Origin of the sequence: Amycolatopsis sp. NPDC101161 (genome assembly GCF_044768185.1) — a bacterium.
Taxonomy (GTDB): domain Bacteria; phylum Actinomycetota; class Actinomycetes; order Mycobacteriales; family Pseudonocardiaceae; genus Amycolatopsis.
The window spans coordinates 591,246-617,557 of record NZ_JBIWPI010000003.1 but is presented as its reverse complement, the minus strand read 5'-3'; the positions used below and the strand labels follow the sequence as shown (position 1 = coordinate 617,557).

The following is a 26,312-nucleotide window of genomic DNA, read 5'->3' as shown; positions in this document are numbered from 1 at the left end:
CGGGCGATCGAGCAGGCGACGAGATTAGAGAACCCTTACGTCCACGACCACCGCGCCGGTTTTCAGGACCAGGCGATCTCGCCGCTCCGGGCGACGAAGCGCCCGGAGCCGGCGCCGGGCTTCTCGGTGGCCAGGCCGACGATGGCGTCGGTGCCCTCGGTGACGGTCTGCGGGCCGCTGTGGCCGTTGAGGTCGGTCGCCGTGTAGCCGGGGTCCGCGGCGTTGATCCGGATGTCGGGAAACGCTTTCGCGTACTGCGTCGTCAGCATCGTCAGCGCCGCCTTCGAGGCGGTGTAGAGCGGTGCGACGACCTTGGACTCGGGCCGCGACGGGTCGTGGGTGAGGGCGAGGGAGCCCATCCCGCTGCTCACGTTGATGATCACGGGGTCCGCCGAGCGCCGCAGCAGCGGCAGGAACGCGGTGGTCGTCCGGACCACGCCGGCGAGGTTGACGTCGAAGACGCCCAGGACGTCGGCGCCGGTCAGGCCGGCGGGGTCGCCGGCCGGGCCGTGGACGCCGGCGTTGTTGACCAGCACGTCGATCGCGCCCTCGTGCGCGGCGACGTCGGCGGCCGCGGCGGCGACGGACGCGTCGTCGGTCACGTCGATGGGCACGAACCGCGCACCGACCGCGGCGGCGGCGCTCGCGCCCGCCTCGGGGTCGCGGGCGCCGACCAGCACGGTGTGGCCGGCCTCGGCGAGGCGGCGGGCGGTCTCGCGGCCGAGACCCTTGTTCGCTCCGGTGATGAAGGTGATCGTCATGCGGTCGATCCTCGGCCCGCCGGGCGCGGCCGGCCAGGGACGCCTCGACGGTAGGAACAGCGGTACCACCCTCGAACCGGGCCCGGCAGCCGTCCCCGGGGGAAGATGGGACCGTGACCACGACACCCGGGGCCGGGCTGGGCGCGATGATCCGCACCTGGCGGGACCGGCTGCCGCCCTCCGCCGCGGCACTGCCGGTGGGCCGCAACCGCCGCGCGGCCGGGCTGCGCCGCGAAGAGCTCGCCGACCTCGCCGGCTTGTCGGTCGACTACGTCGTCCGCCTGGAGCAGGGCCGGGCCACCACGCCCTCGGTGCAGGTGGTCGCCTCCCTCGCGCGGGCGCTGCAGCTCTCGGCCCCCGAACGGGACCACCTGTACCGGCTCGCCGGGCTCACCCCGCCTGCAGACGGCACGATCTCCGACCACATCCCGCCCGGCGTCCACCGCGTGCTCTCCCGGCTCGGCGACGTCGCGGTCGCGGTGTTCGCGGCCGACTGGCAGCTGGTCTGGTGGAACCGGAGCTGGGCCGCGCTGCTGGGCGACCCCTCGGCGGCGGAGCCCCGCCGCCGCAACTTCGCCCGCGACCGCTTCCCGCTGGACGACGGCCCCGCCTGCCTGGCCCAGTGGCCCGTGACCGAACTCGACGCCGAGACGACGGACCTCGCCGTCGTCGCCGACCTGCGCCGTGCCACCGGGCGCTTCCCGCACGATGGCCGCCTCGCCGGACTGATCCGCGAGCTGACCGCGGGCAACCGGCGGTTCGCGCGGCTGTGGGCCACCGGCTCCGTCGCCGGCCACCGCGAGGACGAGAAGACGATCCACCACCCGTCGGTGGGACCGATCGCGGTGAACTGCGACGTGCTGGGAGACGGCGACACGGAGCTGAAGATCGTGATCATGACCGCCGTCCCGGGCAGTGCCGCCGAGACCAACCTCCGGCTGGCCGCGGCCACCGGCGCACCGGCCCCGAGGGAACAGCGCGCATAGACCGCGATCGCCGGCGCCGCAACGAACCCGCGAAAGTTTCGGGATGTTCGAGCGCCGCCGTCCGGGAGTCCACCGGCTGAAAGTTACATCGGGAGAGCGCAGCTCGGCGACCGGGCGAAGCCGGAACCCTTGCCTCGAAACGGGATCGGCGCTAACGATGGGGACCGACGTGATCCCCACCGACGCTCTGTGACGGAGATCCGATGTCCCTGCTGCTCCCCGGCCGGCGAAGGGCACGGCTCACCGCCGCCTCCCTGCTCGCCGCCACCATGACCGCGGCCACGTTCGTCCCGTCCGCGTGGGCCGGACCGCCGCCGGCCGCGGCCGTGCTGCCGGTCTACCGCGACACCCACTACAGCTTCGCCGAACGGGCCGCGGACCTCGTCTCCCGGATGACACTGCCCGAAAAGGTGCTGCAGCTGCACACCAACAGCGCGCCGGCCATCCCGAGGCTCGGCGTGCAGCAGTACACCTACTGGAGCGAAGGCCAGCACGGGCTCAACACGCTCGGCGCGAACACCAACCCCGGCACCGCCACCGGCGGCGTGCACGCCACCAGCTTCCCGACGAACCTGGCGAGCACGATGTCCTGGGATCCGGAGCTGATCTACCAGGAGACGACGGCGATCTCCGACGAGGCCCGCGGCATGCTCGACAAGTCGCTGTGGGGCGTCGCGCAGAACAACATCGGCCCCGACAAGAACGGCTACGGCTCCCTGACCTACTGGGCGCCCACGGTGAACCTGGACCGCGACCCGCGCTGGGGCCGCACCGACGAAGGGTTCGGCGAAGACCCGTACCTGGTCGCGAAGATGGCCGGCGCGTTCGTGAACGGCTACCAGGGCCAGACGCCGTCGGGCCGGCCGATGACGCCCTACCTCAAGGTCGCGGCCACGGCCAAGCACTACGCGCTCAACGACGTCGAGAACGACCGCCACGCGGACTCCTCCGACACCACGGACGCCAACATCCGCGACTACTACACCGCGCAGTTCCGGGACCTGGTCCAGGACGCGCACGTGTCCGGCCTGATGACGTCGTACAACGCGATCAACGGCACGCCGGCGCCCGCGAACACGTACACGGCCAACGAACTGGCCCAGCGCACCTACGGCTTCGACGGCTACACGACGTCCGACTGCGGCGCGGTCGGCGACGTCTACGCGCCCGGCAGCCACAACTGGGCACCGCCGGGCTGGACCACGGCCACCGCCAACGCGGCGACGCAGTGGACGAACACCGTTACCGGCCAACAGGTTTCCGGCGCCGCGGGCGGCCAGGCGTACGCGCTGCGCGCGGGCACCCAGCTCAACTGCACCGGCTCCGAAGACACCGTGGCCAACATCCAGGAGGCCATCAAGGCCGGCGTCCTCTCCGAGGGCGTCGTCGACAACGCGCTGGTGCACCTGTTCACCATGCGCATGCAGACCGGCGAGTTCGACCCGGCCGACCGGGTGGCCTACACGAAGATCACCAAGGACCAGCTCCAGAGCGCCGCGCACCAGGCGCTGGCCACGAAGGTCGCGGACAACTCGTTGGTGCTGCTGAAGAACGACCGGGTCTCGGGCACCGCCGCGCCGCTGCTGCCCGCCGATCCGGCGAAGCTCGGCAACGTGGTGGTCGTCGGCGACCTCGCCGGCAAGGTCACCCTCGGCGACTACTCCGGCGAGCCCGCGCTGCAGGTGAACGCCGTGCAGGGCATCACGTCCGCGCTCAAGGCGGCCAACCCGGCCGCCACGGTCACCTTCGACGCGTGCGGGACGTCCAGCGGCACGACCACGGCGGCGAGCTGCTCGGCGGCGACGATGGCCGCGATCAAGACCGCCGACCTGGTCGTGGTGGTCGCCGGCACCGACACGAACGTGGCCACCGAAGGCAAGGACCGCACCAGTATCGCCATGCCGGGCAACTACGACTCGCTGCTCGACCAGGTCGCGGCGGCCGGCAACCCCCGCACCGCGCTGGCCGTGCAGGCGGGCGGCGCGGTCTCCCTCGACCACGCCAAGAGCGGCTACCCGGCCATCGTGTTCAGCGCGTACAACGGGGAAAGCCAGGGCACCGCGCTGGCCGATGTGCTGTTCGGCAAGCAGAACCCCAGCGGGCACCTGAACTTCACCTGGTACGCCGACGACACGCAGCTGCCCGGCATGAAGAACTACGGGCTGACGCCGTCGCAGACCGGTGGCCTCGGCCGCACCTACCAGTACTTCACCGGCACCCCGGCGTACCCGTTCGGCTACGGCCTCTCCTACACCGGCTTCGCGTACTCGCACGTGCACGCCGATGCCAGGACCGCCCGTGCGGACGGCAAGGTCACCATCGGGCTGGACGTCACCAACACCGGCAGTACGCCCGGCGCCACCGTCGCGCAGCTGTACGCCGCCACGGCGTTCAGCGTGCCCGGCGTCGAACTGCCGCGCCAGCGGCTGGCCGGCTTCGAGAAGACCGACGTGCTGGCCCCCGGCCAGACCCAGCACCTGAGCATCCCGGTGCGGCTGAGCGACCTGTCGTTCTGGGACGAGGCCAAGCACCGCCAGGTGGTGTACGACGGTGCCTACCGGTTCGGCGTCGGCGCGGACGCCGCCCACCTCGCCGGCACCGCCACGGTGGCCGTCACCGGCGCCATCACCCCGCGGACGCAGTCCGTGACCGTGCAGCCCGACCAGGTGGTGTTCGCGCCCGGCCAGAGCATCGACCTGGCCGGCAGGAACCCGTGGATCGCCGACGACACCGCCCAGGCCGCCCAGCACGTGCCGGCCGACCACGTCGTGGAGGCGGTGAACAACGACCAGTCGTTCGTCGACCTGGCGCACAAGCGGGTCACCTACCGCAGCAGCGATCCGCGGGTGGCCCAGGTGAGCCGGACCGGCAAGGTGACGCTGATCGCGCCCGGCGTCGCGACCATCGGCGTCACGGTCGACGGCGTCACGGGCTCGACGCCCGTCGTGGTCAAGCAGCCGTTCACGCTCAGCGCACCCGACCGGGTGCAGCCGGGCACGACGTACGCCGTCACGACGACCCTGCCCAACCCGGCGGGAGCCCGGCCGCTGCGGGACGTGACCCTGACGCTCAGCGTGCCGGCCGGCTGGACCGCGACGGCCACCTCGCCGTCGACCTTCCCGACCGTGGCCGCGGGGCAGACCGTCACGACGACCTGGCAGGTCACGGTCCCGGCCTCGGCGCTGCCCGGGAAGTTCGACGTGTCGGCACAGGCCACGTTCACCTCCGCCAACGGGCCCGGCACCTCGGTGGACGCGACCACCGTGATCCTGCCGCACCCGCCGTACCCGTCGTTGCCCGCGGCCTACAACAACGTGGGCGTCAGCGACGACGCCACCCCGGGCGCGGGCAACTTCGACGGCGGCAACGCCAGCTTCTCCGCGCAGGCGCTGGCCGCCGCGACGCCGAGTCTCACTCCGGGCGCGACATTCACCCACGACGGCTTGACGTTCACCTGGCCCGACGTCACGCCGGGCAGCCCGGACAACGTCGTCGCGGGCGGGGTGGCCGGCGGCCAGACCATCATGGTCTCCGGCACCGGCCACACCCTCGGCCTGATCGGCGCCGGCGACTACGGCAGCCCGACGGGCACCGCGACGGTGACCTACACCGACGGCACGACGGAGTCCCACAGCGTCAGCTTCGCGGACTGGTGGGCCAACGCGGCAACCGGCGGCGACATCCTCACGACGGTGCCGTACCTCAACAACAGCAGTGGCCGGCTGAACCAGCAGGTGAGCTTGTACTACGCCCCGATCCCGTTGCAGGCGGGCAAGACGGTGCAGTCGGTGACCCTGCCGGACGTCAGCGACGGCGCGAACTCCGGCACGGCGGCGATGCACATCTTCACCATCGCCATCGGCTGACCACGCACGCGGCGTCCGGCCCACCGCGGGTCCTCTTCGGTCGTGTCCGAAGAGGACCCGCGGGACCTCAGCGGGGCAGGACGAGGTGGTCGGCGATGGCGTACAGCTCCGCCTGCGCGCCGCGGCCCGCGACGGCGATCGGCGCGTCGTGGACGGCCTTGAGGATCCAGAGCGTGTGGTAACCGTTCTCGTCCAGGAAACGGGTCGCGTGTCCCTGGACCGTTTTCCCCGCGGTGCCGCGCACCCGGTCGGCCTCGTCGACGCGCACCTGGATCGGCGGCAGGACACTGCACGTGCCCACCGAATAGCTCGTGCGCGGACCGCTCGGGCCGCTCTCCTCGACGTCGAACGCGCACATCCGCAGGCCGTCGGGCAGCTGGCCGAGGCCGAACGCCGGGGTGACGGTGGTCTTGCCCGGGAAGGTGACGCTCCCCGCGACGCGGCGGCCCGCGTCGATCAGCTGCTGGACCGGCACCGTGCTCCCCGGCTGCGCGGCCACGTTGACGTACAGCGAGCCGCCTTCGGGGTGGGTCAGGTACACCTCGTAACCGCCCCGGCCGCCGGAGTGCGAGCTCTCCACGCCGGCCCGCCCGGCGATCGTGACGGGCTGGCCCGGACCGGACTTGAAGGCGGCGTGATCGACCGGCATCATCTTCACTTCCTGCACGTCCACGAGCAGGACCTGACGCCCGGACGTGACGGTCAGCATGTACTCGCCGCCGTACACCGGCTTGTCGGGGTTCGCCGCGCTGCCACCGGTGTTGATCCGGCGCGCGAGGTAGTCGGCCTTGCCCGGCGGCAGCCAGCCGAGCGAGTAGGGCATGGTCAGCTCCGCGATACCGGGTTTGGCCGGTGCCGCGACGGGAGCCGGTCCGCTGCTCCGGCCGGTACCCGTGGCCACCTGGTTGTCGGGCGCGGGCCGGTTCAGCGCGACGACGCCGGCCGCGGCCAGCACGAGCAGCACGACCCCGGCGCCGGCCGCGAGCGGACGGCTCACCGCGGCGCGCCTGCGGTCGAGGTGCTGACGCGTGGCCGCCAGCACCTGGTCGCTGTCGGGGGCGTCGGGCTCGTGGGCGGTGAAGGTGTCCTTGATCAGGTTCTCGATGTCCATCAGCTCTCCTTCGCCTGGGCCATCCGGTCGATGCTCAGGCCGTGTCGCAGGGTCGTCAGGGCTTTGCGGGCGTGGGTCCGCACGGTGGCCTGGGCGCAACCGAGCAGGTCGGCGATGTCGGCGTCGGCGAACTGCTCGTAGTACCGGAGCACCACGACCGCGCGCTGGCGCCGCGGCAACCGCGCCAGGCGCTGCCACATGTCCTCGCGGGCCGCGTGGTCCGACGCGAAGTCGTCCGGCCGAGCCGCGTCCGGCGGGTCCCCCACGGCGATCAGCCGCGCCGACCGGCTGCGCCGCCAGGACAGGTAGTCGTTGGTCACCATCCGCAGGACGTACCGGTCGGGGTGCTCGGCGTCACTGATCCGCGACCACCGTCGGTACGCCTTGACCAGCACGTCCTGCACCAGGTCAGCGGCCTGCTCCCGCTCCCCGGTCAGCATCGTCGCGTAGCGCAGCAGCCGCGGCAGGTGCGCCCGGACGAAGTCCTCGTAGTCAGCCATCACTAGGAAGACTGCCGTCGCTCGCGATCCGTGTACCTCCGGGCGGAACTTTCTTGCGAACCCCGCGGGCCTCGCCGGGACCGGAGATCGGCGCGGGTCACCGGGGCGGCGAACAACCCGGCTTGGACCGCTTCTCCGCGGTCTCGTCGTGGGCGGGGTGGTGACAATGGGAGGGATTTCCCAGGCCCGGAGGCGTCACTGGTGGCGCAGCCTTGACCGCGGCCACCTCGCCGGGTGAGGGCGTTTGTCCCCTCCCGTACGAACCGCCGCCGTGGTCGGCTGGGCCGATGATCGTCCTGCGGCTCATCGGCACCGTGCTGTGGTTCGCGCTCCCGGCCGCGCTGCTCACCTACGCGATCCACGACCTGGACGTGCGGGACGCGCCGACCTACGACATCGAGGGTACGGTCGTCGCCCACCGGCAGGTGGTCCACACCTCCAGCGGGCCGGACTCGACCACCTACACCACGTACTTCATCACCGTCCGGGACGCGGAGAACGAGACCTTCGAGTTCGGCGACCGCCACCCGGAGCTCGACACCGAGCCGGGCACGCCGGTCGTGGTCGAGGTGGCGAAGCAGAGCGACGAAATCGTCATGGTGCGCAAGGGCGGCACCGTCGTCGACCTGCGCGCGACGATCAGCGAAGACGTCTGGATGATCGTGTTCGGCGGGCTCGGCCTGCTCATCGCGCTCGGCCGCGAGTCCCTGCTCGAGGACTACGACATCCCGCGCTGGGCCGGCTTCCTCCTCGGGTTCCTGGCCGCGGGCGGCGGCGTGTACCTCACGCTGCGGCTCGCCGCGTGACGGCCGGACCGGCGGAAGGCCGGGTCAGTTCCGCGTCCACTTCTGGTTGCCGCCGCCGGTGCAGGTGGCGAGGTCGATCAGCGTTCCGTTGCCCGTGCCGTTCCCGATGGCGTCCAGGCACAGGCCCGACTGGGTGCCCACGATCGTGCCGTCGGACTTGAGCGTCCACTTCTGGTTGGTGCCGCCGGTGCAGGTCCAGATGATCGCCTTGGTGCCGGGGGTCGTGCCCTGGCCGCTGGCGTCGAGGCAGGCGCTGCCGTAGACGCGCAGCTCACCGGCGGCGGTCGCGGTCCACTGCTGGTTGGCGCCGCCGTTGCAGTCCCACAGTTCCACCTGCGTGCCCGACGTCTGCGAAGCGTTGGGCACGTCCAGGCAGCGGCCCGACCCGGCGCCGACGACCGTCGACGTCGTGCCGCCGGTTCCGCCGCTGCCCGGGGTGATGGACAGGTTGTCGAACTGCGCTGTCTCCCCCTGGCTCGTCGCGTAGCCGACCTGACCGGCGCCCCAGGTGGAATCGTTCGCCGAGCCGGCGGTCGCGCCGTCGACGACGGCGGTGATGGTGCTGCCGGAGAAGGTGAGCGCGAGCGCGTGCCACCGGTTGGTGCCCAGCGCCGCGACCGTGCCGTGCGCGAGGGTGGAGACCGTGCCGTTGGTGTTCGAGCTCAGGATCGACCAGTTCCCGGTGTCGCTCACGCGCAGGTGGTAGGCGTTCAGCCCGGCGGCTCCGGTGTAGCTCTGGCTGCCGGCGCGCCCGATCAGCTCCGCGTACCCGGACTTTTCGAGCAGGACGTCGGAGGAAACGGTGTAGTTGCTCCACCCGAGCTCGCCGAGCAGGGTGTGCGGGTCGGTCAGCGGGTCCCAGGTGATCGGCGCCTGCGCGCTCATCTGGCGCACGCACCGGCCCGCGCGGCCGCCGCCGCAGCCCGCCACCTCGAAGGAACCCTGCCAGTCCATCAGGTACTTCGCCTCGGTGCCGATCGCGTTGCCGTCGAAGGAATCGCTGTAGGGCAGGCTCAGCGCGCCCGGCGCCGGGCCGGCCGCGGTGCCCTTGCCCTGCCCGGTCGTGGTGGTGAGGGTGTAGACGTACCCGGGCTGCACGGTCAGGCTGAAACCGCCGCCGGACGGCGTGAGGTCGGTGGTGTGCACGAAGTAGTCGGCCGCGTTGCCGGAGCTGACGTTGGTGGCCCACACGTGCACGGCGCCCGTCGACAGGCCGCCGGTCGCGGTGAACGCCAGCGTCTGCGGCCCACCCGCGTCCACCGTCTCGATGACCGTGCTGTAGTCCCGGTTGTTCGGAGACTTCAGCGAGACGTAGCTGCCGTTGTTCCGGTTGCCGCCGAGGTAGCCGCTGGAGCCGTCGAGGTACTGCCAGCCGGGCGCGGTGAACTGGCTCGTCTGGGCCAGCACCCAGGCGTTCTTGCCGATCGAATAGTGGCCGGACCACGGCTGCGCGGCCAGCGCGACGCCCATGGTCGGGTACGGCAGGTTCGGGGTGATCGCGGCGACGATCGGCCAGTTGAGGTACGCGGTCATCTTCCCGTCGATGTACCCGCGGTTGAGGCCGCGGGCCATGGCCTGCGCGCCGCCGTTGTAGTCGTCCGAGCCGTTTTCACTGGCCCACAACGGTTTTCCGGACGAGGTGGCGGCCGAAGGCACACTGCAGTTCGACTGGGCCGAGCGGTAGCCGCACGGGTAGTGCGCGCCGATGATGCCGATGGCGGAAGCGAAAGCGGGGTTGGAGTCGACGTCGTTGGCGATCGACCAGTCGGAGTCGGCGCCGACGATCTTCACCGCCGAGTAGCCGGCGGAGTTGAGCGTGGAACGCAGGTTCTCGTACCAGCCGACGTTGTAGCCGCGCTCGTTCCACCCGCCGAGGTAGTCGATGGCCAGGTTGTGCTGCTTGGCGCAGCCCAGCCACGTGGTCAGGTAGCCGAGCGTGTCGGTCGACCAGAAGTTGCCGCCGCCGATCCAGCCGGGCGCTCCCCAGGCCAGTCCGTAGAGCTTGATGTTCGGGTTGCGGGCCTTCGCCTGTTCCGCGAGCCAGAGCTCGTAGCCGACGTCGCAGTCGACGCTCCCCCGCGTGTGCTCGACGCTCGGCTCCGCACCGGAGGTGGAGTTGGTGTCGCCGCCGATCTCGATCTTGAGGATCTGCACCGAAGCGCCGTAACCGGGCTTGAACAGGTAGTCCAGGATCTGGCCGCGTTCCGGCTCCGGGTAGTCGATCAGCAGGCGGGAGTTGCCGCCCCCACCGCTGATCGCGCCCACGCCGTCGAACGTCCGGCCGCCCGACGAGCCGTTGATCGTGATCGAAGTCGCGGCTTCGGCCGGTGCGGCCGTGACGGCCACGGCACCACTGGCGATCAGCGCGAGGCAGCCGACCACGACCGCCGCCCGCCGGCTCCTGAACCTCGGCATGACGAGTTCCTTTCCACGGAAGAACGCGTGGTGGTTACGCGGCTAGCCGAGCGTCCATTGCTGGTTGCTCCGGCCGTTGCAGGTCCACAGTTCGACGAGGGCGCCGTTCGCGGTGGACGCACCGGTGACGTCCAGGCAGAGCCCGGACTGCACGCCGGTGACCGTCCCGTCGGCGTTGACGGTCCACTGCTGGTTGGCCTGGCCGTTGCAGGGCCAGATGATCACCTTGGTGCCGGGACTCGTGCCGCGGCTGCTGGCGTCGAGGCAGTCACCGCCGTTGTACACGCTGAGCGCGCCCGCGGAGGTGTGGGTGAAGCTCTGGTTCGACCCGCCCGAGCAATCCCGGATCTGCAGCTGCGTGCCGGCCGTGGTGGTCGAGTTCGGCACGTCCAGGCACTTGCCCGCGCCCACGGCGTGCACCGGCCCGGTCCCGCCGCCGGTGGGAGGCGGGCCGCCCAGCGCCGCAGCGGTGGCGTTGTAAGCGGGCTTGGGCTGGTAGTTGTTGTCGTACATGCTCGCGGCGCCGTAGCCGGGGAAGGTCCCGGGAATCCAGGAGTCGGCGTCGCCGACGCCCCACTGCGAGACGCCGGGGCAGCGGGTGACCGCCAGGCAGTCCTTCACGACCGTGGCGTAGTCGCTGGCCTGCTGCTGAAGGCTGCTGCCGGAGGCCGGCAGCTGGATGCGGTCGTCGAGCTCGGTGACGGCGACGTCCAGTCCCAGCGCGGCGAAACGCTGCATGTTCGCGAGCATGGACGACGGGACCTGGCCGACGATGAAGTGGCTTTCCAGGCCGATGCCGCCGAGCGGTACGCCTTGGGAGAGCAGGGATTGCGCGAGACTGTAAAGCGCGTTGCTCTTGGCGTTCTCGCCTTCGATGTTGTAGTCGTTGATGTACAGCTTGGCGTTCGGGTCCGCGTTGTGCGCGGTGCGGATCGCGTCGGCGAGGTAGCCGGTGCCCATGGCGCCGGTGAAGGCGTCCTGGCGCAGGCTGCCGTCCTCGTTGAAGGGCTCGTTGATCACGTCCCAGGCGTAGATCTTTCCCTTGTAGTGGTTCACCTCGGTGGCGATGTGGGCTTCCATCGCGCCCTGGACCTGGTTGCGCGGCAGGCTGTTCACCCACCCGGGCAGCTGTGCGTGCCAGACCAGGTTGTGTCCGCGCACGCGCATGTTGTGCGACTGCGCGAAGGACACGACGTTGTCGCCGGGGCCGAAGTTGTACGAACCGTTGCCGGGCTCGGTGGTGTCCCACTTCATCTCGTTGCCCGGCGTCACCATGTCGAACTGGGCGCCGGCGAGCGAGGTGATCGTCGCGTTGTTCACCATGTTGCCGGTGATTTCCGTGCCGATGTAACGGTTCTGGGCCTCGGCCAGTGAGCGCAGCGTCGACGCCGCGTCCGCGGGCGGTGCCACGGCCACGGCGAGCGCCATCACGGCGGCGGGCACACCGAACCGGAAGCGGGGTGATCGACGCGGTTTGCGGGTGAAGGGGCGCATGGCGGACTCCGATGGCGTCGTCGACATCTCTGCGGGTGGCGCGATCCCTGGCGTGACAGCGAAAACAGGTAACTCCCCGGCGGTGATCGCTGTCAAGTGAGGCGTGAAAGGTGCACGGCCGCGGCTGAAACTTTCATCGACGTGCTACGGAAACCCCGTGGCAGCGCGGTTTTCGGCTGTCCGCACGTTGACCGCGTCCGGCTCACGACGTAACGTCCGCCCGGCGGTCGCGTGCGACGCAGGAGGACCCATGGGAACGAGAACCAGGCTCGGGCGGCTGCGGCCGGTACTGGGTGCGGCGCTGGTGCTGGCCGGGTCGGTGCTGGCCCCGGCCACCAGCCAGGCGGCGGGCGAATCGCTGTCGGTGGACCTTTCCGCGACGCGAGGACCGGCGACCGGTGTGGGCGAAGGCTTCCTCTACGGCATCACCCAGGACGGCAGCCAGCCGGCGGATCCGCTGCTCCAGCCGTTGACCATCAACGCCTTCCGCGGCGGCGGCTGGTTCTCCGGCGGCTGGATCAAGGACGGCTACCAGAACGGCGCCGCGACCAAGGCCGACCTCGACTCGATCACCGCGCAGGCGAAGCGGCTCACCCGGCCGCCCTACCACGCGCAGTACCAGGTGCTCGTCACCGACATCTACGGCCTCAACGGCGGGCAGCCGTCGAACACGGTGTACCCGTGCGACAACGGCGACTGCTCGAACTGGCTGAAGTTCATCGACGCCACGGTGGGCGCGCTGCAGGCCTCCGGGCTCAAGTTCGCCTACGACATCGACAACGAGCCGGACATCTCGGTGTTCTGGACGCGGGGTGTCAACAGCCCGCAGTACTTCCAGATGTGGGACACCGCCTACCGGGAGATCCGCCGCATCGCTCCCGGCGCGCAGATCGTCGGGCCGTCGTTCGCTTACACCCCGCAAAGCCGGCCCGAGCAATGGCGAACCTGGCTGGCGCACGCGAAGGCGGCCGGGACGGTGCCGGACATGATCACCAACCACGACGAGGGCGACGTCGACGACCCGGTCACCGTCTCGCAGTCCCTGAACAGCGCCCTGGCCGCGGCGGGGATCGGCGCGGTGCCGCTGTCGGCGAACGAGTACCAGCCGGCCGACCGGCAGACGGCCGGGGTGACCGCGTGGTACCTCGCGCGGTTCGCGCAATCCGGGTACACCAACGCGATGCGCGGCAACTGGGTCTGCTGCGTGACGCCGAACCTCACCGGCATCCTCACCCAGAGCGGCGGGACCTGGCAGCCGACCGGCAACTGGTGGGTGATGCGCGACTACGCCGACCTCACCGGAACGCTCGTCGCCACCGCCGGCCAGGTCGGCTCGACGGCGATCTCGGCGGCCGAGGACGCCACCGCCAAGCGCGCGGTGGCGATCATCGGCGACGCGAACGGGTACACCGGCGCCGCGTCCGTCACCTTCACCGGCCTGGGCTCGGTTCCCTGGCTGGCGAACAACGGCAGCGTGAACGTCACGGTGCACCGCATCCCCGATCAGGCGCCCCTGGCCGCACCGCAGGTGGTGTACAACCAGAACGTCAGCGCCGGCGCGGCGATCACGGTGCCGCTGACGTTCCAGGCGTCCCACGACGCGTTCGCCGTCTACCTGACACCGGCGTCGACGTCCGGCGGCGGGTTCCCGACCGGTTACCACCGGCTGGTCGCCGCGCACGACAACCTGTGCCTCGACGTCTACGGCAACACGTCGGCCGCGGGCGCGGCGATCGACCAGTGGACCTGCAACGGACAGGCCAACCAGCAGTTCCAGTTCATCCCGGGCACCGGCGGCTACGGCGAACTGCGGGCGCAGAACTCCGGCCAGGACGTGGCGGTATCGGGCGGTGCCACGGTCCAAGGCACGCCCGACATAGTGCAGCAGCCCCCGAACTCGGCCACCGGCAACCTGTGGCAACCGGTGCTCCAGACCGACGGTTCGTACGAGTTCCGCAACCAGCGCAGCGGGTTGTGCCTGGACGTGCCCAGCGCCGGCAGCAGTCCCGGTCAGCAGCTGGATCAGTGGCCGTGCAAGGAAGCGCCGGGCACGAACCAGGACTTCCTGGTCGGCTGACTTTTCGCCGGCGCCCCTGGAGGTCGTGGCGCCGGCTTCCCGTCAGGTCAGGCGCCCGCCATCGCCGGGTGCAGGACTACCTTCGTCCAGCCGTCGTCGCGCTTGTCGAAGTGCTCGTACGCCTCCGGTGCGCGGTCGAGGGGCAGCTCGTGGCTGACGATGAACGACGGCTCGGCCTTGCCCGCGGCGATCAGGTCTCGCAGCTGCCGGTTGTACTTCTTGACCGGTGCCTGGCCGCTGCCGATGTGCTGGCCCTTGAACCAGAACATGCCGTAGTCGAAGGCGAGTTTGCCTTGCTTGGCCAGCTCGTCCCCGGCCCCGGGGTCCTGGGGCACGAACACGCCGACGTTGCCGATCTTCCCGGTGAATCGCACCGAGGCGACCAGCCGGTTCATCGTCAGGTTGGCCTTCTCCTGGCCGTCGGGTTCGTGCGCCTGGTAGCCGACGCACTCGCAACCGTTGTCCGCGCCCAGGCCGATCGTCTCGTCCAGGACGGCCTGCACCGGGTCGACCTTCGAGTCGTCGATGGCGATCGCGCCGATCGATTCCGCCAGGCGCAGCCGGTCGGGGCGCCGGTCGACGACCATCACCTTGCTCGCCCCGCGGATCGTCGCCGAGAGGGCGGCCATCAGCCCGACCGGGCCCGCGCCGTAGATGACCGTCTGGTCGCCGGGCACCACACCGGCCATCTCGGTGGCGTGGTAGCCGGTCGGGAAGATGTCGGCGAGCATCACGTAGTCGGTCTGGCGCTGCTCGGCGTCCTCGCCCAGCCGCAGGCAGTTGAAGTCGCCCCAGGGCACGCGCAACAGCTCGGCCTGTCCACCGGCGTACGGGCCCATGTCGGCGAAGCCGTACGCGGCACCGGCCATCTTCGGCTCGGGCTGGGCGGTCAGGCAGTAGTTCGTCAGCTGACGCTCGCAGTTCTTGCAGTGCCCGCAAGCGATGTTGAACGGCAGGACGACCCAGTCGCCCACCCGGACCTTGTCGACCCCGTCGCCGACCTCGACCACCTCACCCAGGTTCTCGTGCCCGAACCAGCGGCCGGTCTCGAAGTCGGTCCGGCCCTCGTACATGTGCAGGTCCGAGCCGCAGATGTTCGCCGACGTGATCCGCACCAGGACATCGGTCGGGCGCTCGATCCGCGCGTCCGGCACGTCTTTGACGCTGACCTGCCGCGGACCCTCGTACACCACTGCCTTCACGATTTTCTCCTCGTCGTGGATTTCCCCTCGGGGCCCGGATGTCCGGCGGGCATACGGCTAAACCACCACCGTCGGACCGTGTCGGTGGGTTAGCCGGATCGCCGAGGGGTAGCCGCCGTCGATCGGATGCAGAGCGCAACCGGATACGGAGGCCGACCATGACGCGCTCGGTGAGCCCGACAGCAGAACGAAAAAAGCACGAGGAGGTGCAGCGGCAGGGCCGGCGGTTGGGCTGGTTGAGCCTGGGCCTCGGCGTGGCACAGCTGGCCGCACCGCACACCGTGCGCCGGATCAGCGGCGTGGACGACTCCGCGAAGTCGCGGGCGGTGGTGCCGGTCGTCGGTGTGCGGGAGCTGGTCCACGCGGCCGGGTTGCTCGCCGGCCGGCGGAAGGGCGCCTGGGCGTGGACCCGGGTCGCGGGCGACGCGATGGACCTGACCGCGCTCGGCATCGCCCTCGCCCACCGCGGCGGGAACCGCCGCCGGCGGCTCGCCGGGGTGACCGGCGCCGTCGCCGGGATCACGGCACTGGACTTGCTGACCGCCGTGCGCGCGACTCGCGCGCACCACACCGGCACCCCGCGGGCGGCGCGGGAAGCACGCAAAGGAGATCCCGTGGAATTGACAGCAGCGACAACCATCCGCAAACCCGCGCCGGACGTTTTCGCGTTCTGGCGCCACCTTGAGAACCTTCCGGCGTTCATGGCGCACCTCGAGCGGGTCCGCGCCACCGGTGACCGGACGAGCCACTGGGCCGCCAGTGCCCCGTTCGGCAAGGACGTCGAGTGGGACGCGGAAATCACCGAGGAGACGCCGGGCGAGCGGATCGCGTGGCGGTCGACCGGGAAAGCGACCGTGCCGAACGCCGGCACCGTCCGGTTCACCCCCGCGCCCGACGGCGAGAGCACCGAGGTCCACGTCGTCCTCGTGTACGAGATCCCCGGCGGCGCGGTGGGCAAGGCGGTCGCCAAGTACTTCGGCGAAGAACCGCACCAGCAGCTCGACGACGACCTGCGCCGGCTCAAGCAGGTCCTGGAGACCGGCGAGGTCGTCCGGTCCGACGGCGCCCCGTGGGGCAAGCGGGCGCGCAAGGAATTCCCGCAGCGTCCCGCGCAACCGCTGTCGGACGCCGAACTCGAGAAGGGACCGGACGCATGAGGGCGAACACCTGGGCGGGCCGCAACAAGGTCGAGGTCCGCGAGGTCCCGGACCCGAAGATCCTGAACCACCGCGACGCGATCGTCCGGATCACCTCCACCGCGATCTGCGGCTCGGACCTGCACCTGGTCGACGGGTACGTCCCCACCATGCAGGACGGCGACGTCCTGGGCCACGAGTTCATGGGCGAGGTGCTCGAGGTCGGCCCGGGTGTCGATCCGGGCCGGCTGCGCGCCGGGGACCGGGTCGTCGTGCCCTTCCCGATCGCCTGCGGCGCGTGCGCCGCCTGTGCCGCGGACCTGTACTCCTGCTGTGAGAACTCCAACCCCAACGCGGGGATCGCCGAGAAGATGTTCGGCCACCCGGTCGCCGGGATCTTCGGCTACTCGCACCTGACCGGCGGTTTCGCGGGCGGCCAGGCGCAGTACGCGCGCGTGCCGTTCGCCGACGTCGGCCCGATCAAGATCGAGTCGGACCTGACCGACGAGCAGGTGCTGTTCCTCTCCGACATCCTGCCCACCGGCTACATGGGCGCCGAGATGTGCGACATCCGGTCCAGCGACGTCGTCGCGGTCTGGGGCGCCGGCCCGGTCGGCCAGTTCGCCATGGACAGCGCCCGGCTCCTGGGCGCCGCGAAGGTCATCGCCATCGACAAGGAGCCGTACCGGCTGGCGATGGCGGAACGGGCGGGCCACATTCCCGTGAACTTCGAGGAGGTCGACGTCCGGTCCCGGCTGCTGGAGCTGACCGGTGGCCGCGGACCCGACAAGTGCGTCGACGCCGTCGGGCTCGAAGCCACCCACGGCAGCGCGCACATCGCCGCCTACGACCGGGTCAAGCAGGCCGTGCGCTCGGAGACCGACCGCCCGCACGCGTTGCGCCAGGCGATCCTCTCGTGCCGCAGCGGCGGTGTGGTTTCGGTGATCGGCGTGTACGGCGGTCTGCTCGACAAGTTTCCCGCCGGAGCGTGGATGAACCGGTCGCTGACCCTGCGGACGGGGCAGTGCCACGTGCAGCGCTACATGGAGCCGCTGCTGCGGCGCATCGAACGCGGGGAGCTCGACCCGACCCGGATCATCACCCACACGCTGCCGCTGGAGGAGGCCGACCGCGGCTTCGAGATGTTCAAGAACAAGCAGGACAACTGCGAAAAGGTCGTCCTCAAGCCCTGACCGGGACCCCGATCCGGCCACCGTCGAAGCCGGTGGCCGGATACGGGCCGCTCAGTCGTCCCCGCCGTTTTCGGCTTCCTCGGCGCGTTCGCGGTTGCGCTGCTGCCGCTCCCGCTCACGCCGGCTGTAGGTCGCCCGGCGGACGCGTTCCTCGTCTTCGACGCTCGAACCCACCGCCCCGGCGACGATGCCCACGGAGGTCGCGAGCCACACCAGCTTGAGGTACGAAGCCGGCCCCGCCGGATGGCCGAGGACCTTCCCGAAGTAAACGCCTTCGACCAGGACGATCGACGCCACCAGCGCCAGCACGAACAGGATGGCGTACATGCAGGCGACCCCGATGGACAGCGTCAGCGCGGTGGAGGCGTTGTACAGCAAGGCCTTCCGCCGGTCGAGGTGCCCGGACGGGGAGTCCCAGAGGTGGTTGTGCACCATCAGCCAGCCCGCCATGACCACGATCGCCAGTACCGTGATCCCGGCCAGCCGCAGCGAGGGCAGGGCTTCGGCGAGGTTCCAGAACGAGGTGGTGATGATGCCGTACGCGGCGGTGGCCGCCGCGGCCGCGGTGGCGCCGGCGAGGTTGGGCACCAGCCGCCACGGGCGGTTGTCCCGGATCATCCCGGCGAGCAGCCGCAGCCGGCCGCGCACCCCCACCAGGGCCAGGTGCTCGTCGGCGGCGCCGCGGCCGTGGATGTGCCGCGTCGGCGCCACCAGCTCCCGCAGCCGGTCGAGCATCCCCCGCGGGGGATCGGCCTCCTTCTCCGAGCGGTGCGCCACCAGGTGCCGGACCAGGTGGATGACCAGCCGGGACGCCCGGCCGCGCAACCGCAGGGCACCCAGCGCGGGCAGGGACACCATCGCCACGCCGTGGTCGCCGTTGTAGTCCGACGCGATCGGGACCGTCCCGGCTCGCCGCGGGAGGTCGGTGATCAGCACCAGCAGGTCCCAGCCGTGTTCGGCCCGGCGCTCCTCCGCCAGGGCCAGCATGGGGATGTCCCCCTTCTCGTTCAGGGGAAGCGACTGCGTCTCGTGCTCGACGCGCCAGGTCGTCTCCTCGCCGAGATCGCGGGCCAGGCGGGCGGGCAGGTCGTCCGCGATTCTCCCGGCGAGCTGCCCGGGCAACCCGTCATCGGTCAGCAAGCCCACCACCAGGGCCTCCGGCGCACGCTGGGCGGTCATACTCGAGCCTTCCCTCGGGTTTTCCGGAGTGAGCTCTCCGGGTTCCCGGCTCGAGCAGCGGCAAACGGCTGGTCTCCTTCGGTGCCGGCGCCCGGCCGGGCGTTTGCCGCCCGGAGCACGGGGTACGGCCGTTGCATGACCGAAAAGTACGCTATGACGACCGACGACGATCTGCGCGCCGAAGAGTTCGACCGCGCCGCGGTGCAGACGGTGCTGGCGACCGGCGACTGGGCGGGGTGGGACGACCTGCTCGGCTGGCTGCGCTCCGAGGGCCCGGGCGTCCGGGAGCTGTCCCCCGATGCGCTGCGTGGCGTCCGGCAGGACGCCGAACGGGCCTGCGCCATGGGATTCCCCTTCCCCCACGACGCGGACCACCTCTACGCCGTCCTGCGCGGCCAGCACCTCGCGCGGGCTCATGACTGAGTTTGTCCCGGGGGGCCGCGGGTAGCCGCCGCACCGTGGATCGGTGGTACCGCAACGGGGTCATCTACTCCCTCGACATCGAGACCTTCCAGGACTCGGACGGCGACGGGGTCGGTGACCTGTGCGGCCTCACCGACCGGCTGGACTACCTCGCCCGGCTCGGGGTGGACACGATCTGGCTCAACCCGTGCCACCCCTCGCCGCGTCGCGACGGCGGCTACGACATCACCGACTACTACGGCATCGACCCGCGCTTCGGCACGCTCGGGGACTTCGCCGAGCTCGTGAGCCAGGCCGACGAGGTCGGCATCCGGATCGTGCTGGACCTGGTCGTCAACCACACCAGCGACGAGCACCCGTGGTTCCGGTCGGCCCTCTCCGGCCGCGAGGCGCCGTACCACGACTGGTACGTGTGGGCCGACCACGAACCCGCCGACCGGTGGGACGGCTGCGTGTTCCCCGGCTCCGAAGAGGAGACCTGGAGCTACGCCGAGTCCGTCGGCCGCTGGTTCCGGCACCGGTTCTACCGCTTCCAGCCCGAGCTCGACGTCGAACACCCGGCGGTGGCGGCCGAGCTGGCCAAGATCGTCACCTTCTGGCTGCGGCTCGGCGTCGCGGGCTTCCGGGTCGACGCGGCCCCGTTCCTCATCGAATCACGCGGGCAACGGGACTTCGGCCTCCTGCGGCGGCTGCGGGAAACCGCTTCCTGGCAACGCGGGGACGCGATCCTGCTCGCCGAGGCGAACGTGCCCGAGGACGAGCTGCTCGAGTACTTCGGCACCGCGGACGACGAGGCCAGCCGCGCGACGATGCTCTTCGACTTCGGGCTCGACCAGGCCCTGATGCTCGGGCTGGCCCGCGGCGACGCCGAGCCCGTCCGGGAGCGGCTGCGGCGCTCGCCGCGGCTGCCGGGCCAGGCCCAGTGGGCCACCTTCCTGCGCAACCACGACGAGGTCGACCTCGGCGGCCTGTCCCCCGCCGAACGCGGTGACGTGCTCGGCCGGTTCGGGCCGGAGCCCCGCATGCAGCTCTACGACCGCGGCATCCGGCGCCGGCTGGCGTGCATGCTGGACGGCGACCGGCGGCACCTGGAACTGGCCTACAGCCTGTTGCTCACCATGCCGGGCAGCCCCGTGCTGCGGTACGGCGACGAGATCGGCATGGGCGAGGACCTGGCGCTGCCCGAGCGCACCGCGATCCGCACGCCGATGCAGTGGTCCGACGGGCCCAACGGCGGGTTCTCCGGCGCACCGGCCGAGCAGCTGGTCGCCCCGCTCGTCCAAGGCGGGCCGTTCGGGTACGAGCGGGTCAACGTCCTCGGCCAGCGCCGGGACGCGACCAGCCTGCTCACCTGGTTCGAACGGGTGCTGCACACCCGCAAGGAGTGCCCGGAGATCGCCGTCGGCCGGCACGAGCCCGTCGACGGCGGCCCGCCGGAGGTGCTGGTGCACCGGGCCGAAACGGCCAAGGGCCGCATGGTGTTCGTGCACAACCTGGGCCCGTCCGCCTGCCGCGTCCGCATCCCGGCCGAGGCGGACGACATCGCCATGGCGGTGTTCGAGGACAGCGGCTACGACGACCGGATCGACCCCGCGGACGTGGCCATCGCCGGCCACGGCTACCGCTGGATCCGCCTCGTCACTTCCTGACCAGCCACGCGGCGGCGTCCGGCGGCACCGGGCCTCCGCCCGGCGGCGCACTGGCCAGCAGCACCCGCGCGCCTTCCGGCAGCTCGAAGGGCTCGGCGGACAGGTTCACCACGCACTCGAACCCCGGCTCACGCGCGAAGAACAGCACGCCGTCCGGCGCGGGCAGCCACGTCATCGTCCCGTCCCCCAGCGCCGGGTGCTCGCGCCGCGCCGCGAGGGCGGCGCGGTAGAGGCAGAGCATCGACTCCGGGGCGTCGCCCTGCGCCCGCACGGTCCGCTCCCGCCACCGGGCCGGCTGCGGCAGCCACGTCCGCACACCGCCGTCGGTGAAGCCGAACGGAGGCTCGGTTCCCGACCACGGCAGCGGCACCCGGCAGCCGTCGCGGCCGCGTCGGGTGTGGCCGGAGCGTTCCCACGTCGGGTCGGTCAGCACGTCCTCGGGCAGGTCCTCGACCTCTTCAAGGCCCAATTCTTCGCCTTGGTACAGGTACGCGCCGCCGGGCAGCGCCAGCATCAGCAGCAACGCCGCCCGGGCCCGCCGCCGGCCCAACGCGAGGTCGGCCGGCTCGGGCGGGCAGGGGTGGTCCTCGACCCGCGTGACGGTGCGGCCGAACCGCGTCACGTGCCGGACGACGTCGTGGTTGGACAGCACCCACGTCGCGGGCGCGCCCACCGCGTGCAGGGCCTTGACCGTGCAGTCGATCACCGAGCGCAGCGCGCGAGCGTCCCACGAGCAGCGCAGGAAGTCGAAGTTGAACGCCGTGTGCAGCTCGTCCGGGCGGACGTAGCACGCAAGGCGCTCCGGCTTCGCGACCCACGCCTCGGCGACGAACACCCGGTCCGGCCCGAACTCCTCCGCGATCTTGCGCCACGACCGGTAGATCTCGTGCACGCCCTCGAGGTCCCAGTGCGGGTGCCGGCCCCGGCCCGGTGGCTGGACCAGGTCTCCGTGGTCGGACCCCAGATCGGGGAACGACGTGTCCTTCACCAGGCCGTGGGCGACGTCGATGCGGACGCCGTCGACGCCACGGGAGAACCAGAACCGCAGCAGGTCCTCGAACTCGGCTCGCACCTCGGGGTGGTCCCAGTTCAGGTCGGGCTGCTCCGGGGCGAACAGGTGCAGGTACCACTCGCCGTCCGGCACCCGCTTCCACGCGGGACCGCCGAAGACGCTGCGCCAGTCAGTGGGCGGCCGCTCGCCGCCGGCGCCGCGGCCCGGCCGGAAGTGGTACCGCGCCCGTTCGGGCGAACCGGGCCCGGCGGCCAGCGCGGCCCGGAACCACCGGTGGCGGTCGGAAGTGTGGTTCGGCACGACGTCGATCAGCAGCCGCAGCCCGGCCCGGTGCACCTCGTCGATCAGCTCGAGCGCGTCCGCGTCGGTCCCGAACAGCGGGTCGACGGCCCGGTGGTCTTCGATGTCGTAGCCCCCGTCGACCATGGGCGAGCGGTACCACGGCGTCGTCCACACCGCGTCGACACCCAGGCCGGCCAGGTAGCCGAGCCGCGAGCGCAGGCCCGCGAGATCCCCGGTGCCGTCGCCGTTCGAGTCGGCGAAGCTGCGGGGGTAGACCTCGTAGACGACGGCGTCGCGCCACCAGTTCTCGGAGCCTTCCACGGATATCCCCTCCGGCCGCGCTCAGCCGGGTCGCCCGCCGGACCCCACCGCCGCGACGGCTTCGTCGATCCGCTCGGCCAGCCGCAGATCCGGTTCGGTGACGACCCCCTCGCGGCCGGTGCGCAGCCGGAATGTCACCCCGCCGTCGGCCCGCTCTACGTGGGCGTGGTCGTTCATCGCCCGCGCCTCCCGCTGGACGCGCTCGACCAGCGGCGTGATCCGGTCGTCGGGCAGCCGGACCGTGCGCTCGATCCCGTGGCGGTCCCCGGACCACCCGGTCAGGTGACGCAGGCGGCGGGCCACCTCCTCGTCCGACAGCCGCGTCGGGACCTCCGGCCGATGGCTCGCGGCGTCGCGGGGCGACTCGCCCGCGGGGGCGAGCACCTCGACGACGGCACGCGGGAGGCGGCCGCGAAGCTCCTCGGCCAGTCCGGGATCGGTCCGGGTGAGCGCGGTCAGGACGGCCTGCGTCAGGTAGCGGGCCCGCGCGGGGGTGGTCCGCAGCCGCCGGGCCACCGCGGCTTCGACGTCGGTGCCCGACTTCAGGTTCGCCGGCCCGGGATCGCGCGCGGGCCCGGCCTCGGGGCTGGGCAGCCGCTCGGCCAGCCACTCGCGGCCGGCGTCCGGCAGGCACCGGGCGAGGGCGGCCACGACCGCGCCGAGCACGGCCCTCGCTTCGGCCGGGTCGTCCAGCTCGGCGACGTCTTCGACGGCGGTCAGCCACTTCTCGTGCTGTACCACGGCGTTCTCCTTCCCACGTGTGCTCTTCGGGTCGCGTACCCGCCGAGTCACCTTTCACACGGGGAGGAACGGAGGGAGGGCTAGACCAGGGTCGCCGGCGACGAGTAGTACGGGTTCTCCAGCAGCACTCCGCACATCAGCACCTGCGGGTGCGTCTTGAGCAGGTCGACCACGATGTTCTCGCGGTAGCGCGAGATGTCGTACACGCACAGGATCGCCTGCGGGTAGCGGCTGGTGAAGTCGTTCAACGCGGCCTCGTACCGGAACAGCTCGGTCATCCCGGGCAGCTGCGGGTGCCACCAGCGCGCCTCCGCGCCGAGCCGGACGAACGGGTAGCCCGCGGCCATCGCGGTGGACACGGCCTCGTCCCAGAAGTCGATGATCCGGTCCACGGTGAAGTCGTCCGGCGCCAGCAGCGTGTCCCCCGCGGCCCGGATGTCCAGCTGCGCCGAGTCGACGCGCGCCCCGATGTCGTCGACGTCCTCGCCGAGCCGGTCGAGAAAACCCCCGACCTCGTCTTCGTGCACCCCGAACAGGCACTTTTCGCCGGCGCGCAAGCCTTCGCTCAGGAAGGGCAGGAGGACGCGGTCCCGATCTTCCTCGCCCACGTGCAGTGCGCAGATGTGCTGCCCCGGCTCGATGACGACGCCGGGGGTGCCGAACTTGCGGGAAGCGGTCACGACGGAATCCTCCGTTCGAAGCCCGGGCGGTACCCGTTCTCCGTCGATGAAACGTAATAGGGGTTTTCGACGAGCGTTCCGGCCATCCAGACCTTCGGATGCACCTTGATCAACGGGAGGATCAAGTCGCCGCCGAACAAATCCAGGTCGTAGAAGCACAGAACGACCTGCGGGAAATCCTCCCCCCAGGCGGTCACGGCGACCTCTTCGGCGAGGAGTGCGTCGATCAGCGCGGGATTCAGCCGGGGCGCGGCCCAGCTCATGTCGCCGACGATGCGGCCGAACGGACGGCGACCGGTGCCGAGCTTGCGCCGCGACCAGCCGTCCAGCATCGCGAAGAGCGCGTCGGGCGCGAACTCACCGTGCCGGAGGTGGCCGCCGCCCGGTTCGGTCAGCACGAGGTCGCCGGTGCGGGCGAGCCGCTCGCGGATGTTCTCCCGCTCCCCCTCCGCGGCCAGGTAGAGCACGGCGTCCCCCGCCCACATGCCCTCGGCCAGGAAGGGGATCAGGAGGCGGTCCCGCTCGGCTCTGCCCCGGTGGAAGACGCAGAGGTGGTCACCCGGCGCGAGCACGACTCCGCCGAGGGTCACCTCGCGATCGGTCCGATCGTGCTGGTCCATCGTCACCTCCGGTCACGGCGATCCGCGCAGTACCTGCCACATCCGGGTGGCGAGGTGCAGGTTCAGCCTGCTGTCCACGTCGTTGAGGTCCAGCTCCGTGATCTCCCGGATCCGCCCGAGCCGGTAGCGCAGCGTGCTCCGGTGGATCATGAGCGCGGCGGCGGTGTCGCCGTAGCTGCCGCCGCACTCCAGGTACTGCGCGAGCGTCGTGACCAGCTCGGCGTTGCGGTGGGTGTCGTAGTCGAGCAGCTTCCCGAGCCACTCGCGGACGAACTCGACGACGTCGCCGTGGTTCTGCCCGGTGTCGAGGATGCGGTAGATCCCCAGCTGTTCGATCCCGGTGACCCCGTTCGGGGTCTGCGAGCCGCGCCGGATCTCGAGCGCCCGCACCGCTTCCGCGTAGGACTTGGGCAACCGCTCCGGGGTGTCGCAGCGGCTGCCGATCCCGATCGCCCCCTCGGCACCGAGGCTTTCCGAGAGCGAGGCGTGCAGCACCGCGCCGTCCGGCCGCCCGGCGACCAGCAGCACGACCGCGCCCGAGTGGCGCGACACGAGTGATTCGAGCCCGAGCGCCGTCGCGGCGCGTCCCGTGGCCTCGGCGACCACGTCGTCGGCGAGGCCGCCGGCCCACCGCAGCACGACCACGTGGTGCGGACGGCGAAGATCGTGCCCGATCGCCTCGGCACGGGCATACGCGCTCTCGTCGTCGGTTCCGGCGATGAGGTCGTCCACGAGGTCGCGGCGCAGGCGCAGCTCGACCTCGGCCAGGCTGCGCTGGTGCGAGAGTTCCAGCGCCAGCACGGTCGAGCCGTACTCGAGCGCGAACACCTCGTACGCGCCGGCCGTCCGCGCGGGGTCGATCAAGGCGAGCACGCCGAGCACCTCGTGCCGGGGCTTCACCAGGGAGATGAGCCGGTCCTTCACGCGGACCGGTTCGGGCAGGGTCGCGGCGTGCCGGAGCAGCTCCTCGCGCCGGTGCACGGCGACCTTCGGGTACGGGTCCGGCCGGCCGGGACCGCCCCAGGTGCGCAGGTTGCCGAACCGATCCTCGATCGCTACCGGCAGCGCGGTCAGCTGGTGCAGCGCGTGCGCGATGCCCGGCTCGCCGGCCCCGGAGGCCGAGATGGTGGACAGCACGTCGTGCACCTGCGTCTGCTGCTTGAGCCGCTCCAGCGACGTGGACAGCTGGTCGTTGAGCTCCCGCAGCGCCACCGACTGCCGCCGCTCCCGCTTGAGCAGCGCGGAGTTGGCCAGCGCCGCGGCGGTCTGGTGACCGAGCGAGTTGAGCAGGAAGAACTCGTCACGGGAGGGGGACTGCTCGGCCCGGACCACGAGGTAGCCCGTCAGGCCGCCCAGCCCCCGCAGCGCGTAGCACCAGTGCCAGTGGCCATCGGCGAGCTCGATCTGCCCGCTCTGCCCGTGGAGCTTGCCGACTTCCGCGGCGAGGTCGGGACGGGCCTCCTCCGCACCGTCCTGCGCGGTGATCTTGCCGTCCTCGTCGACGAGGTACGCCGCATCGGTCGTGCAACCGCTCAGCGACGGCACCGAGGTCGCGGCGAGCCGGATGATGTCCGCCGCCTCGCGGCCGTCGAACATCATCATCGAAATCGCGAAGAGGCCGTAGAGATTCGACAGCTGCGCACGCCACCAGCTGTCCGACTTGGCTTCCTGGCCTCGTGAGGCCGTATCGTCCTCGGGCGTCATTTCGGCCTCCCCGACCCCGACCTGGTGTTTCGCACCTTACGCCGTCTGCATCTGTTCTGCCGGGCCGACAAACCCCCCGGAAATTCGGCCTGCCGGGCGCACGCGGGCGGTGGGCGCCTTTGCCACGGTGGACGCATCGGACAGGCACGCCCCG

Annotated in this window: 20 protein-coding genes; 8 read left to right on the top strand and 12 right to left on the bottom strand. The window is 71.4% G+C overall.

What is annotated here, in order from left to right:
- Positions 1-62: 62 nt before the first annotated feature.
- Entirely contained in the window at positions 63-761 is a 699-nt protein-coding gene (locus ACIRSS_RS24645; protein WP_400898709.1) for an SDR family NAD(P)-dependent oxidoreductase, read from the bottom strand.
- A 113-nt stretch (positions 762-874) separates the two neighbouring features.
- On the opposite strand from ACIRSS_RS24645, the gene ACIRSS_RS24640 reads away from it, so the two are divergent.
- Together ACIRSS_RS24640 and ACIRSS_RS24635 are read left to right on the top strand one after the other, a co-directional pair.
- The gene (locus ACIRSS_RS24640; protein WP_400898707.1) at positions 875-1,747 is read left to right on the top strand and encodes a helix-turn-helix transcriptional regulator; all 873 of its coding nucleotides are present in this window, start codon (positions 875-877) and stop codon (positions 1,745-1,747) included.
- Between the two features lie 203 nt (positions 1,748-1,950).
- Positions 1,951-5,613 carry a glycoside hydrolase family 3 C-terminal domain-containing protein gene (locus tag ACIRSS_RS24635; RefSeq protein WP_400898705.1) on the top strand — a complete coding sequence of 1,221 codons (3,663 nt, stop codon included), beginning with the start codon at positions 1,951-1,953 and terminating at the stop codon, positions 5,611-5,613.
- Between the two features lie 67 nt (positions 5,614-5,680).
- Here ACIRSS_RS24635 and ACIRSS_RS24630 read toward each other — a convergent pair whose 3' ends face one another.
- Positions 5,681-6,724: a hypothetical protein gene (locus ACIRSS_RS24630; protein ID WP_400898703.1), complete on the bottom strand. Its 1,044-nt coding sequence runs from the start codon at positions 6,722-6,724 to the stop codon at positions 5,681-5,683.
- Complete coding sequence (locus ACIRSS_RS24625) at positions 6,724-7,224, bottom strand: SigE family RNA polymerase sigma factor (RefSeq protein ID WP_400898701.1); 501 nt, start codon at positions 7,222-7,224, stop codon at positions 6,724-6,726. Before ACIRSS_RS24625 ends, ACIRSS_RS24630 begins: the two co-directional genes overlap by 1 nt.
- 287 nt (positions 7,225-7,511) lie before the next feature.
- On the opposite strand from ACIRSS_RS24625, the gene ACIRSS_RS24620 reads away from it, so the two are divergent.
- Positions 7,512-8,030, top strand: coding sequence for a hypothetical protein (locus ACIRSS_RS24620; protein WP_400898699.1), 519 nt, complete (start codon positions 7,512-7,514; stop codon positions 8,028-8,030).
- A gap of 24 nt (positions 8,031-8,054) precedes the next feature.
- On the opposite strand, the gene ACIRSS_RS24615 is transcribed toward ACIRSS_RS24620, so the two are convergent.
- Together ACIRSS_RS24615 and ACIRSS_RS24610 are read right to left on the bottom strand one after the other, a co-directional pair.
- Entirely contained in the window at positions 8,055-10,445 is a 2,391-nt protein-coding gene (locus tag ACIRSS_RS24615) for a ricin-type beta-trefoil lectin domain protein (RefSeq protein ID WP_400898697.1), read from the bottom strand.
- A 42-nt stretch (positions 10,446-10,487) separates the two neighbouring features.
- Positions 10,488-11,939 (bottom strand): endo-1,4-beta-xylanase, encoded by a 1,452-nt coding sequence (locus ACIRSS_RS24610; protein WP_400898695.1) that lies wholly within the window; start codon positions 11,937-11,939, stop codon positions 10,488-10,490.
- Positions 11,940-12,189: 250 nt separating this feature from the next.
- Between ACIRSS_RS24610 and ACIRSS_RS24605 the strand changes: the two genes are divergently transcribed.
- Complete coding sequence (locus ACIRSS_RS24605) at positions 12,190-14,016, top strand: RICIN domain-containing protein (RefSeq protein ID WP_400898693.1); 1,827 nt, start codon at positions 12,190-12,192, stop codon at positions 14,014-14,016.
- A gap of 47 nt (positions 14,017-14,063) precedes the next feature.
- Here ACIRSS_RS24605 and ACIRSS_RS24600 read toward each other — a convergent pair whose 3' ends face one another.
- Complete coding sequence (locus tag ACIRSS_RS24600) at positions 14,064-15,218, bottom strand: glutathione-independent formaldehyde dehydrogenase (RefSeq protein WP_400898691.1); 1,155 nt, start codon at positions 15,216-15,218, stop codon at positions 14,064-14,066.
- A 158-nt stretch (positions 15,219-15,376) separates the two neighbouring features.
- Here ACIRSS_RS24600 and ACIRSS_RS24595 point away from each other — a divergent pair, with 158 nt between their 5' ends.
- Positions 15,377-16,375 (top strand): SRPBCC family protein, encoded by a 999-nt coding sequence (locus ACIRSS_RS24595; protein WP_400898689.1) that lies wholly within the window; start codon positions 15,377-15,379, stop codon positions 16,373-16,375.
- Positions 16,372-17,547 (top strand): zinc-dependent alcohol dehydrogenase, encoded by a 1,176-nt coding sequence (locus tag ACIRSS_RS24590; RefSeq protein ID WP_400898687.1) that lies wholly within the window; start codon positions 16,372-16,374, stop codon positions 17,545-17,547. Before ACIRSS_RS24595 ends, ACIRSS_RS24590 begins: the two co-directional genes overlap by 4 nt.
- A gap of 51 nt (positions 17,548-17,598) precedes the next feature.
- Here ACIRSS_RS24590 and ACIRSS_RS24585 read toward each other — a convergent pair whose 3' ends face one another.
- Positions 17,599-18,726 (bottom strand): hypothetical protein, encoded by a 1,128-nt coding sequence (locus ACIRSS_RS24585; protein WP_400898685.1) that lies wholly within the window; start codon positions 18,724-18,726, stop codon positions 17,599-17,601.
- Between the two features lie 135 nt (positions 18,727-18,861).
- On the opposite strand from ACIRSS_RS24585, the gene ACIRSS_RS24580 reads away from it, so the two are divergent.
- Together ACIRSS_RS24580 and ACIRSS_RS24575 are read left to right on the top strand one after the other, a co-directional pair.
- A complete protein-coding gene (locus tag ACIRSS_RS24580; RefSeq protein WP_400898683.1) occupies positions 18,862-19,149 on the top strand; it encodes a hypothetical protein in 288 nt (95 codons plus the stop codon).
- Between the two features lie 35 nt (positions 19,150-19,184).
- Positions 19,185-20,798 carry an alpha-amylase family protein gene (locus tag ACIRSS_RS24575; protein ID WP_400898681.1) on the top strand — a complete coding sequence of 538 codons (1,614 nt, stop codon included), beginning with the start codon at positions 19,185-19,187 and terminating at the stop codon, positions 20,796-20,798.
- Here ACIRSS_RS24575 and ACIRSS_RS24570 read toward each other — a convergent pair.
- The 5 genes from ACIRSS_RS24570 to ACIRSS_RS24550 all read right to left on the bottom strand — a co-directional run bounded on the left by ACIRSS_RS24570 (position 20,788) and on the right by ACIRSS_RS24550 (position 26,158).
- The gene (locus ACIRSS_RS24570) at positions 20,788-22,413 is read right to left on the bottom strand and encodes an alpha-amylase family glycosyl hydrolase (RefSeq protein ID WP_400898679.1); all 1,626 of its coding nucleotides are present in this window, start codon (positions 22,411-22,413) and stop codon (positions 20,788-20,790) included. The genes ACIRSS_RS24575 and ACIRSS_RS24570 overlap by 11 nt on opposite strands.
- 21 nt (positions 22,414-22,434) lie before the next feature.
- The gene (locus ACIRSS_RS24565; protein ID WP_400898677.1) at positions 22,435-23,154 is read right to left on the bottom strand and encodes a DUF2267 domain-containing protein; all 720 of its coding nucleotides are present in this window, start codon (positions 23,152-23,154) and stop codon (positions 22,435-22,437) included.
- 80 nt (positions 23,155-23,234) lie between these two features.
- Entirely contained in the window at positions 23,235-23,834 is a 600-nt protein-coding gene (locus ACIRSS_RS24560) for an MEDS domain-containing protein (protein ID WP_400898675.1), read from the bottom strand.
- Positions 23,831-24,406 (bottom strand): MEDS domain-containing protein, encoded by a 576-nt coding sequence (locus ACIRSS_RS24555; protein ID WP_400898673.1) that lies wholly within the window; start codon positions 24,404-24,406, stop codon positions 23,831-23,833. The genes ACIRSS_RS24560 and ACIRSS_RS24555 overlap by 4 nt, the downstream gene beginning before the upstream one ends.
- Before the next feature lie 60 nt (positions 24,407-24,466).
- A complete protein-coding gene (locus tag ACIRSS_RS24550; protein WP_400898671.1) occupies positions 24,467-26,158 on the bottom strand; it encodes a PucR family transcriptional regulator in 1,692 nt (563 codons plus the stop codon).
- Between the last annotated feature and the right edge of the window lie 154 nt (positions 26,159-26,312).